The sequence below is a fragment of the uncultured Fenollaria sp. genome (assembly GCF_934202865.1).
Classification (GTDB): Bacteria; Bacillota; Clostridia; order Tissierellales; family Peptoniphilaceae; genus Fenollaria.
In genome coordinates this window covers 1-11,436 of sequence record NZ_CAKPYL010000048.1, presented here as the reverse complement: position 1 = coordinate 11,436, position 11,436 = coordinate 1, and the positions used below count along the sequence as shown (strand labels likewise).

Below are 11,436 nucleotides of genomic sequence, written 5' to 3'. Positions count from 1 at the left end.
TCAAAGATATTGACATGACTCTCCTTAACTGAGCCAATGCGTGGCAGCGACGCGAGGTAGGTCTTTTCATTGGCATATAGTTTTGCGCCGTACTTCCTCGAGAGTATTCCTGCGCCTTGAACGTGGTCTCTGTGCTCATGCGTTAATATAACTGCGTCCAGGTCCTTGATGTCTGTCCCTATCTCCTTGAGTGCATTTTCTGTTATCACGCCATTGAGCCCCGCATCTATCAAGACTTTGGTGTCTTTGTACTCGATGTAGTTTGCGTTTCCGCAGCTACCAGAGCTCAATGAGCAAAATTTTAATATGTCTTTCATATATTTCCCTTCGTTATAATATCATCTTGTAACCGTCTGAGAAAGTGATTCTCCAGTGCGGTTTGGCTCTAAGCCTTGTAATCTTAAGTTCCTCTGCTTGGTCCATGGTCACTTGGTCGAGGTAGTAGCAAAGCTCAACTCTGTCTATGGTCTTGCCCTTTACTTCTGGCTTATCGATAATTGAAAGTATCTTGTCCTTCACATCGGAAAGCGCAAAGGCCTCCTCGTCTGTGTTGATGTATTCAAGGCACATTGCGTCGACTCTCCTCACGCCTCTTTTGTCAATGGTGAAGTTTATAAAGCTATTTTCCAGGTAAATGTCATCGTGCTTTACCGCGTAATGCACTTGGTAGCTGCCTTCGTCCATGTAGGCGCCGTCAAAGACCATGCCTCTGATTAAAATTTCCTTCTCTTTCAAAAATTCGTTCGCTAGCTCTATCGCCTTGTCCATGTCGATATCTAGGTACTTCACTTCCTCACTTGCATCCATGTAGCTAAATAGCGTTCCTTGCGATAGCGAAACGCTTTCCTCGTCCTTAGTCAGTATCTTTAAATCGTAGCGGTCGTCAAGCTCTCCCTCGCCATTAAAAAAGTTCTCGTTAATCTTCTCAAGATCGAAGTCGTAGTACTTAAGTATATAGCCCTTGTACTCGCCCCCTGTCTTAAGCTCTTTTTCGTCTATGTCTATATCTTGCGCTTTAAGTATCTCAATCGCATCATTTTTGCTAATGGATAGGCTGCCATCGTCCTTAGTTTTTTTCATATACATAGTTAATAGAACGACGTCTATAATCAAAAAGCATACTAGGAGTATGGATTTAGCTTTGTTCCAGTTCATAATCTCTCTCCTTTATCAGCTCAAATGTCTTCGCGTCGAAGATGAAGTAGCCCTTCTTCGTATCAATACGTATCTTTGGCGCAACGGACTCGCCCTCGTCCTTCTTCACTAGATAGACGATACTGATCTTGTCAATGGACTTAAGCGGATTCTCATCAGCCTTAGCCCTTAGTAAAACAGCGTTCTTCTCAATCAGTTCGAGTATGTTCTTCGTGTAAAAAGCTTCTTGGGAGTCCTTATTGAAGCTGGCCTTATTAACTGAGGCAAAGCGCACTTCGTCCATGAAGACGTCGACGTATGCGTAGTGATCTGCGTCTTTCTCGTAGCTTAGTTTTATCCCGTCTAGGTAGTAGTCGAAGCTTATCCTATATCCCACGCTCTCTTCGCTTGTAATCTCTTCTATCTTGGAGACTTTTAGAGGCTTTTCTTCCTTGATTCCTTCTTGCAGAAAGCCTATAGCCGTCTCTATCGACTTAAGCAAATTTCTTTCCTTGTAATTTTTCTTCAGTGGGTCAAAGTACTCGATTGAGCCGTCGTACTTAAGCTTGATAACTTCTGAATCGTAGCTGTATATCTTGGAGAAGTCTTTTTCCTCAAGCTCCTTTAGATACTTTAGCTCCTTATCAAAAAACCTTTGCGCAAAACTCCTCGCATTCTCCCTGTCAAGTATGTCGAAATCGTGTGCAACTGTGTATTTATCGAAGATGTAGCTCGCGTACTCGTCTTGATACGGTATGTATAGTGGGCTCTTCTCCCCAAGTATGCTCGATGCGTTATAGTAGTACGCTAAATTCGGTTTTAGCTCAAGATTATTAACTATGGAATTTGGTATTGAAAGAGATGTATTAAGCTCAGTAATCTTGTATATGGAAGCGTCCGTCTTAAACATCGCCTCGCCGCTATATAGAAGGATGGCTATCTCCTTAATATTTTTATCATCATCTATAAAATTATTTTTCTCCATGATATTAAAAGTTCTCGCGATTAATCTTAGAGGGAAATTGTCGATGAAAGTGAAGACAACTGATCTAGAGCTCTCTATAGCCTTTTCGTACTCCTCTTCACCAATAAGGCTCACTCTGTAATTATTTTTCGTAAAGACATCAGAAAAAAACCCTTTGAAACTTTGGAAGAGTCCTTGCTCCCCAGGGTTGTCTAAAACAGTGTGCTTGTCCTTTGAAAAGTTGACGATGGCAGTCTCGGCGCTAATGTAGTCCTTTAGCTCCACCTTCTCTTTCTCCTTTGCCTCGATACCGACTCTTCTCTCACTAGAAAAGTCCAGCCATAGCTTTGAACTTAAGAATATGGCAAAAATAATCAAGAAAAAAAGAAGGGCTGTCTTGATTCTTTCTCTCAATCTAGCTCCTCCTATCTCAAATTTTTTATTAGATCAATAGTTTTCATAAGTGTAATGCTTTCTGATAACTTATCTGTGTCAGTTAAGTATATGTAGAAAACCTTCTCCGACTTCGCTGTGCTTATGACTATCTTGTTAAGCCCATTCATAAGGCTAAGCTTTTTGGAGAATATACCTAAAGATCCAACACTTATACTTGTCTTTGATAGCTCTTCATATCCATCGTCCTTAATCACTTCTTCCTCAAAGTGCTTCTTAAAGTCATCAAGCTTAGGATACTTGTCCTTGTAGCTTTCAAAGTCCTTAAAGCTAATGTCCTTTAGGTAGTGTTTTATCTCAACATTCGCATTCTTCGGTGCACTGCCATTGATAAATAAAGTTTCGTCAATGGTAGAGTATATATCTTGATCAGGTTTTGTAACCTTAAATACATATGCATCTTTCGCAAAAGAAGATGATCCAATTGTGAATATGAAAAGGCATAAAATAAAGATTAAGACTTTCTTTTTCATACCTTCCCTCCTTATCTACATCTATTATAACATAGATGGGAGGGCTTTAATATTACAGTTGTATTAAATTGTTATTACGAATTTGTTTCTTTAAATTCATCGATTAAGAATGTAAATGTCGTGCCTATACCAAACTTCGAAGTGAAGACTATATCTGCTTTGTAGGCGTTCGCCATCTCCTTGGCGATGGATAGGCCAAGACCTGTTCCGCCCATCTTTCTCGAGCGGCCCTTTTCGACCCTATAGAATCTCTCGAAGATTCTCTTTTGGTCCTTCTCTGGTATGCCTATACCATTGTCAATAACATCGATGTGGATCTTGCCTAAAGTTGAATATAGTTTTACCTCGATGGTACCTTCTTCATTCGTATACTTAATCGCATTCGATATAAGATTTGTGATAATCTGTTCAAAGGAGTCAGGATCAATAAGCGCCTTAAGCGGCTCGTCGGCGATAGAGTAAATAAGCTTTTGCTTCTTTTCGTCCGCAAGTATCTTTAGCTTGTCAATCGCGTCCTTAACCTTATCGTTAAGCACAGTGACTTTGACGTCCTCCCCGCCCTTATAATCGATATTCGATAGCAATAAGAGGTCAAGAACAAGTCTATTCATCCTGTCCGCTTCCTTCTCGATAACGCCTAGGAACTTATTTTGCATCTCCTCAGGCACGCCGCCCTCAAGCAGCGTCTCCGAGTAGCTCCTTATAGCCGTGATAGGCGTCTTTAACTCGTGCGAAACATTGGCAACGAACTCCTTACGCATATTGTCAAGCCTGTGCTCCTTAGTTATGTCTTGGAACATGATGATGATGCCGCCAAGACTATAGTCCTCGTTTTCGAATGGCGCATAAGTCATCTTGTAGACACCGCCCTTAAGCTCGATCTCCTCTTCGCCTTCAAGGGTAAATGGATTATCGAAATTAATCGATGAAAGCCCGATTTTATCAAGGTTAAAGTACCTTTGCGTGTCCCTCTTTATGTCAATATCAATAAGTTTTTGCGCAACAGAGTTTGCGTGAATAAGCTCACCCTGGCTATTTAAGGCGATGATGGCCTCAGTCATATTGCTAAATATGGTCTCGAGCTTCTTTTGCTCAAGGTCTTTCTCGCTAATGGTCTTGTTCAGCTCATTTGTAAGCGTATTAAACATAGACGCCAGCTTACCAATCTCGTCCTTGCTCCTTACCTCAACTTTTTGAGTGAAGTCACCCTCAGCAAGTCTCTTGGCTTTCGCAGTCAAGCTACTGATAGGTGAAACTATTGACGAAGCGAGTAGATAAGCGATAAGTATCGTTACGAAGATTGCCGCCAAACTGATTATAGTAAGCAGCTGTCTCGCCTTCTTTACAGTTGCCTCAACCATCCTTGTAGAGCTGATTACGTAGACAACGCCCTTGACCTTGCCTTTCTCCGATACGACAGGGTAGCTTAGATGCACTTCGGCGTCTATTCCTTCGCCGATAATCTTTTCGCTTAAGTTACCCTTTAGAGCCTCAAGTAGCATCGCTTGATTGATCGTGTCAACGTCATAAGCGTTTTTGCCCACTATTAGTCTAGTGCCTTCATCGTTACCCGCAATAACCGACGGGTAGCTGTCGTTGCTTATAACGTAGACAAGTTCGTCAGCGTTAAACCTATTCTCATCGATAACAGTCTGTATGTGAGTGATTGCGTCTTCGTCCGACCAGTTCTCCTTCGTAAAGTATCTTGAGGTCGAGGTCATGGTCTCAACCTGCTTTTTGATATCGTCCTTTAGGCCCTTCATTAGCTCAGTTTCAAGCCCTGTAACAATGAAGGCAGCAACGCTCACTAGGACAAATAGTACTAGCGACGCGTAGATGATGACAAACCTAAACTTTATCGAATTAAACTTCATTTGAGATGTAATAACCCATGTTTCTTCTTGTCTTGATGTATTTGTAGTCGTCTGTTAATTTCTCGTCAACTTTTTCGCGCACACGTCTGATAGTTACGTCGACAGTCCTTACGTCGCCGATGTAGTCGTAGCCCCAAACGTCCTTAAGTAGATCCGCCCTTGAGAATACTTCGTTAGGGTGCTGCATCAAGTACTTTAGCACTTCAAACTCACGAAGAGTTAGCTCAACCGGCTTTTCCTTCTTAAATACTTGTAATAGAGTCATATCCATCCTTATATCGCCTATGGTAATGGAGTTTTCAGTCGATTTACTCTTAGGTGCGCGTCTAAGATTCGCCTCAACCCTTGCAATTAACTCTCTTATGCCAAATGGCTTAGTGATGTAGTCGTCAGCGCCCAGCTCTAGACCTTTGACTTTATCCGCTTCCTCTTCCTTCGCAGTCAGCATAAGGATCGGGAATTTATACTTTTGTCTAAGTAGCTCAAGCGTCTTAAAGCCGTCCATCTCAGGCATCATGACGTCAAGTAGCATTAGGTCCGGCTCGTATTCATTCACCGCAAGCAGCGCTTCTTTGCCGTCGTGAACCGCCTTTGTCTCAAAACCTTCCTTTTGTAAATTGAACTCGATGATATCAGTTATCGTCGTTTCGTCGTCAACAATTAGTATATAACCCATGTCTCCTACTCCTTATATTTATATATTACTATCCTCTTCTACGATTATGGCCTTGCCACTATCGTCATTTTACTCATCTTGAGTATTTTCGTCTTCTTTTGTAGAATCACTTTCTCTAGTAGAATCACTTTCAATAGTAGAGTCACTATCTTTAGTAGAATCACTTTCAATAGTAGAGTCACTTTCAATAGTAGAGTCACTTTCAATAGTAGAGTCACTTTCTTTAGCATTTTCACTATCATTAGTGTTTTTACTATCTATACTAGCATCGCTATCATTAGTATTTTCGCTTACTTCGCCATTTTCGCCATTTGCAGCATTGTCATCTTCATTAAAGATCCTCATAAACTCTTCTCCGCTGATGGTTTCTTTCTCGATAAGGTATTTTGATATCTTATCAAGCTTAGTCCTATTCTCACGAAGTATGCGTTTTGCTTCTTCATAAGCCTCTGCAATAAGGTTTTTGACGATATCGTCGACCTTGGCAAAGGTGTCTTGACTCGCTGTAAGCTCGCCTGCGCCTCCTAGGTAGCGGTTTCCTTCGCTCATTAGGCTCATCATAGGGAAGTCGTCGCTCATGCCGTAGCGCATAACCATGTTTCTAGCGATGTTTGTGATTTGCTCTATATCGTTGCTTGCGCCAGTCGTAATTACGCCGAATACTATATCCTCAGCGGCTCTACCGCCTGATGCAGTAACCATCATATTGAAGAGCTCTTCCTTGTCCATAAGGAACTTTTCTTCTGTATCTGACTGTAGTGTGTAGCCGAGTGCGCCCGATGTCCTTGGTATGATTGTGATCTTCTCAACTGGAGCGCTCTTCTTTTGAACGGCTGCGACTATCGCGTGACCAACTTCGTGGTAGCTAATCATTTCACGCTCTTTCTTTGAGATAATCATAGTTTTTCTTTGGTAGCCAACTATAACTACTTCAACTGACTCTTGTAAATCCTCTTGTATTACGTAATCTCTTTTGTTTCTAACCGCTCTAAGTGCCGCTTCGTTCACAATATTTGCAAGGTCTGCGCCTGATGCGCCTGCTGTGAGTAGACCTATCTTTTTAAAGTCTACATCGTCTGACATCTTGATGTTTCGTGAATGTACCTTTAATACGGCTATTCTGCCATTAAGGTCAGGTAATTCAACTGGTATACGCCTGTCGAAACGACCTGGACGTAGTAAGGCTGGGTCAAGTACTTCTGGTCTATTTGTTGCCGCAAGTACCACTATACCTTTTTTGGAGTCGAAGCCGTCCATCTCTGTAAGCAATTGGTTTAGAGCTTGCTCTCTCTCGTCATTTGAGGAGAAAGATCCTTCACGTGACTTACCTATGGCGTCGATCTCGTCTATAAATATGATGCATGGCGCCTTCTCTTGCGCTTCTTTGAATAATTCTCTAACTCTCTTGGCTGCAAGTCCCACGAACATCTCTACGAAGGATGAACCCGATATAGAGATGAATGGCACGTCTGCTTCGCCCGCAACTGCTTGTGCTAGAAGTGTTTTACCTGTGCCCGGAGGTCCTACGAGTAAGGCTCCTTTAGGAAGGTTGGCTCCTATCTTGGCGTACCTTTCTGGATAGTGAAGGAAGTCGACTATCTCTAGAAGCATCTCCTTCGCTTCTTCTTGGCCCGCAACGTCTTCGAAAGTCTTCTTTTGCTTACCCTTTACATAAACTTTGGCGCCCGATTTGCCGAAACCAAATTTATCAAGGCCGCCGCCCATATCCTTGAATAAAATTCTGGATAGAACGAGACCCATAATCAAAAATGTCGCTATCGGTAGTAGGAAGCCCAAGATTTTTACTAAGATCGATGGCTCTTCGATGATCTCACTACCGAAGTGAACGCCCTTTGCCTCAAGCTTTTCTGTAAGGCCGTCGTAGTCCCACTCGCCTGTGATGAAGACTCTAAGCTCTTCGTCTTCACTCTTGCTTATGACCTTGCCATCCTTATCTAATTTTGCTTTTTCAAATTTTAATTTCTTGTCATTGTCTTTGTCGCGAACGGCCACGTAATCAGGCTTAAGCTGAAATACAATGTTGCCGCCCATCTTTTGCACCTTGTCAACAACGCCCTCGTCAATCGCTTTCAAAAAAGCATCGTAAGTGACCTTCTCAACATTCGGCTTCATGAAGTCCTTCATGAAGAAGACGTTGAAGAAGTAGGCAATGATTAATATAACTATATAGTAATAGACGAGAGACTTCTTAGGTCCCTTCTTGTCTTTATTGTCCTTGTCCATGTTCTCACTCCTTTATTAAGTATATATACCCATTCGGCCATATACTTAGCTATTTTAATTTTAACACAAAATACTATTTTTTTCAATAAAGCAAGGCATAAAAAAAGTGACTAAGACATGCTCAATCACTTTTATAAATTAATTAAAATATTTTGCTTGTGCACTCCACATCTCTTTATACTTTTCATTTTGTTTCAATAATTCTTCATGTGGTGCGCTGTCAATAATCTTGCCGTCGTGGAATAATATGACTCTGTCTGCAAATTTACAAGCACTCATCCTGTGAGAAATGAATATGACTGTCTTGCCCTTAGCCGCCTCATTGAAGCTCTCGAAAATTTTCATCTCAGACTTTGGATCAAGCTTTGATGTCGGCTCGTCAAATATCAATATATCCTTATCATTGTAAAGAGCTCTTGCTAGTGCAATTTTTTGTCCTTCACCACCAGAGACATCTACACCGTCTTCGTCAATGTCTGTGTATAGATATTTTTCTAAGTCATAAGCTTTTTCAAAATTAGCAAGCTTTAAAACTCTTTCGCATTCATTAGCGTCATAATTTTCATTAGTAGCAATATTTTCTCCAAGCTTAAATGAAAATAGATAAAAGTCTTGACTCACTGCGCCAATATTTTTCGCAGTAAAATCAAGCGAGGGCACTTCGCCATCAATAAGAAGGCTGCCTACATTTGCTTTGTATAAAGCTGTTAGCAAATTTACAAAAGTCGTTTTACCTGAACCATTTTCCCCAACTATTGCAATTTTTTCGCCTCGCCTTATATCGAGATTAAGATTTTTAAGCTGAGTAGTTTTTGAATCTGGATATGAAAAGCTTAAATTCTTTACGCTAATCATAGTCTCTGAAGGATCTTTTTCCCTTGCATCAAGATTTTTGTCAGATTTTAAATTAAGTATATCATACAAAATTGCTATCTTAGGCTCAAGAGCTTTTTCTTCGCCAATGGTGTTGATAAGCTCCTTCGCGGCCTCGCAAAGTGCTTTAAAAGCACCGTAGTATATTATAAGCTTATCTACGCCAAAGAGACCGCCCTTTGCCTTGATGGCAAGCATGATTAAGAACAAGATGCCAAGTAGCGATAGTGAAAGATCATCTACTCCCTCACTAAAACCTGTTCTTCTTGCAATTTTCTTTCTTAAACCTAAACCGCTATTTACAAAATTCTCATTGATATCATCAAGTATAAAAGCCTTCTCGTCATAAATTTTAATCTGCTTTAACGACTCGTAATCAGACAGTAGCCTCATGTAATAATCGTAAATCTTGTATTTTTTCGCATAGGCCTCTCTATCAATTTCGTTCTTTTCTTCTGCCCTCTTCCTAAAATTGATTAGCGCATAAATAACTACTAGCATTAAAAATACTATTAGCAAAGGAAAATATTTCGAGCCAAAAACTTTAATATCAACAGATTTTGCAAGCGCTGGATAAAAGCTAATTAGTGAGACTATTGCTATAATAATACTTAGTATATTAACAGTGAAGTTATAAAATTGATACATAGCTTCCATGTAGATGGTACTCATGCCGTCACTTTCTTCTTTGTGTCTTAAAATTTTGTCCTTTGTATCTTTAGCTTCAAGGTCCTTAAAATCTAGAGAAAATAATTTTTTAATAAGAATATTTTTTTCATTAGTATTTAAATAGTCGCCGTACTCTAGCTTATAGTTTTCAGTGATGTTTTTAATATAGTGAAGTGCAAAGGATATTGCCGCTGCTGCCACAGAAAATCTTATTATAAAGCTAATTTCTCTAGCTTCAATTATAAATTTTAGTAAGTAGCCAGAGATGTAGACAAAGATGAAAGGCTCAGCTGCACTTAATAAAGCATTCAGAAAAACTATTGGCAATATGCTCTTTTTAATTTTGTAGATGTCTTTATAAACTTGCTTCTTCATTTTCATTCTCCTTGTAATACTTAGCTTGCATATCAAACATAGCCTTGTACTTTCCACCTAAGTTCATAAGCTCATCATAAGTTCCCACTTCGGCAATACTTTTATCATCTAAGTAAATAATTCTGTCACAGAACCTCGTTGAAGTAATTCTGTGTGAGATAAATATCGCCATCTTGTCCTTAGTAAAGTCTTTGTACTTTAGATAAAGTTTTTCTTCAGCAATCGGATCTAAGGCTGATGTTGGCTCATCAAGTATCAATAAGTCACTATCTTTCATAAGAGATTTGATAAATAAAAGCTTTTGCGTTTCACCGCCAGAAAAACCTTCTACCTTATTATCTTCGATATTTATTAGATCAGTATCCAAGCCGTTTTCTAGTGAATTAAATCTATTACTTAAATCCATCTCATCAATAAGCGTTTTTGCCTTAGACCTATCTTGCTGCTTATCGTCCAAATTATTAATAAGCGTAGTTGGCATCAAGAAGTAGTCTTGGAATAGAGCGCTTATCCTATTGTAAATAGACTTTTTATCGTAAAGATCAATATCGATACCATTGATTAAAATCCTGCCGCTACTAGCATCAAAAAGCTTTGTAATAAGCTTAATAAGAGTGGTTTTGCCAGCACCATTCTCCCCAACTATGGCGATAGACTCGCCTTTTTTGATAGTAAGATTAATATTCTTTAAAATTTCATTATCCTCATCATAAGCGAAAGAAACGTCTTCTAATTTTATCTCATCTATAGACTTTAGATGTATTTTTTCACTATCGTCATGTGTTTCATCTTGAACAAAGGTCCTGTACTTGTCACAAACAAGAGAAATTCTCCTAAGCGACCTTATATGACCAGAGAAATTGTTTAGCCACTCTGAAAAACCAACTACTAAGCTTAGATAAAAAATAAAATTCGCTGCACTTATCTCTCCATTAAGCACGCTCTTTGTAAGTAAAACGTAGGTAAATAAGTCTCTGATGAAGCCAAATATGCCTTCGACTAAAGAGACCGCATTTGCTTTTTTAGTCCAGCCACGAAGAAGCGTGTAATATGCTTTTGATATCTTATCTAGGTGATAGACTAGCCATGAAAGAGCATTGTTTAAGCGAATCTCTTTTTGTGCACCATCATCTAAAGAAACTTTATACATATAATAGTGCCTTGACTCTTCCTGAGCCATATCGTCAGTGATTTTGTCTCCATAAAGCATTAGCCTATCTTGGAAATAGGCTGTGACAAGTGCTGAAATTAATATAATTATGACTAATTTATAGCTAAGAAAAGAAAAAATAATTGCATAAGCGAAAAAGCCTAAGAAAGATGTGATAAGCTTAGAAAGTCTAATAGCAGACCAAGCGCCATCAGCTTGTTCTCCTTCAAAAGCAAAGGACTTCGACCTTTCAAACAAAGCTTTTTGCTCTGCTGTTTTAAAATCAAGTAGATCCTTATCCATAAGAGCAGAGATAAGGTCTACACCATAGAGCATACTGACCTTAGTTTGAAAAAATTCATTTCTAGTGTCCATCCATGTATTTAAAATTTTTAGTAAAATGTAAAAAATAAATAAACTGATTAAACTTAAGATAAATTGTTCAGCGTCAAAACCTTCGATAATCGCTGCTGTTATCGTTTTAAGTATGTACGCATCGAAAAGCGGTATTATTATTGTAATAATAGCCGACAAAAACACAAGGATAGTTC

The 11,436-nt window shown here is 39.4% G+C and carries 9 protein-coding genes; all 9 read right to left on the bottom strand.

What is annotated here, in order from left to right:
- A partial coding sequence (locus Q0E71_RS05525; RefSeq protein ID WP_294796847.1) for an MBL fold metallo-hydrolase occupies positions 1-317 on the bottom strand: 317 nt, incomplete at its 3' end.
- Between the two features lie 13 nt (positions 318-330).
- Positions 331-1,155 carry a hypothetical protein gene (locus Q0E71_RS05520; protein ID WP_294796845.1) on the bottom strand — a complete coding sequence of 275 codons (825 nt, stop codon included), beginning with the start codon at positions 1,153-1,155 and terminating at the stop codon, positions 331-333.
- Entirely contained in the window at positions 1,136-2,512 is a 1,377-nt protein-coding gene (locus tag Q0E71_RS05515) for a hypothetical protein (RefSeq protein WP_294796844.1), read from the bottom strand. The genes Q0E71_RS05520 and Q0E71_RS05515 overlap by 20 nt, the downstream gene beginning before the upstream one ends.
- An 11-nt stretch (positions 2,513-2,523) precedes the next feature.
- Positions 2,524-3,024 carry a hypothetical protein gene (locus Q0E71_RS05510; protein ID WP_294796842.1) on the bottom strand — a complete coding sequence of 167 codons (501 nt, stop codon included), beginning with the start codon at positions 3,022-3,024 and terminating at the stop codon, positions 2,524-2,526.
- A 74-nt stretch (positions 3,025-3,098) separates the two neighbouring features.
- Positions 3,099-4,898, bottom strand: a complete 1,800-nt coding sequence (locus tag Q0E71_RS05505; protein ID WP_294796841.1) for an ATP-binding protein — start codon at positions 4,896-4,898, stop codon at positions 3,099-3,101.
- On the bottom strand, positions 4,888-5,574 hold the full coding sequence (locus tag Q0E71_RS05500) for a response regulator (RefSeq protein ID WP_058259593.1): 687 nt from the start codon (positions 5,572-5,574) through the stop codon (positions 4,888-4,890). The genes Q0E71_RS05505 and Q0E71_RS05500 overlap by 11 nt, the downstream gene beginning before the upstream one ends.
- A 69-nt stretch (positions 5,575-5,643) precedes the next feature.
- Positions 5,644-7,818, bottom strand: coding sequence for an ATP-dependent zinc metalloprotease FtsH (ftsH, locus tag Q0E71_RS05495; RefSeq protein WP_294796839.1), 2,175 nt, complete (start codon positions 7,816-7,818; stop codon positions 5,644-5,646).
- Positions 7,819-7,956: 138 nt separating this feature from the next.
- On the bottom strand, positions 7,957-9,735 hold the full coding sequence (locus Q0E71_RS05490; RefSeq protein WP_294796838.1) for an ABC transporter ATP-binding protein: 1,779 nt from the start codon (positions 9,733-9,735) through the stop codon (positions 7,957-7,959).
- Positions 9,716-11,436: ABC transporter ATP-binding protein (locus tag Q0E71_RS05485; RefSeq protein ID WP_294796837.1), on the bottom strand; the 1,721-nt coding region annotated here is incomplete at its 5' end. The genes Q0E71_RS05485 and Q0E71_RS05490, both read right to left, overlap by 20 nt.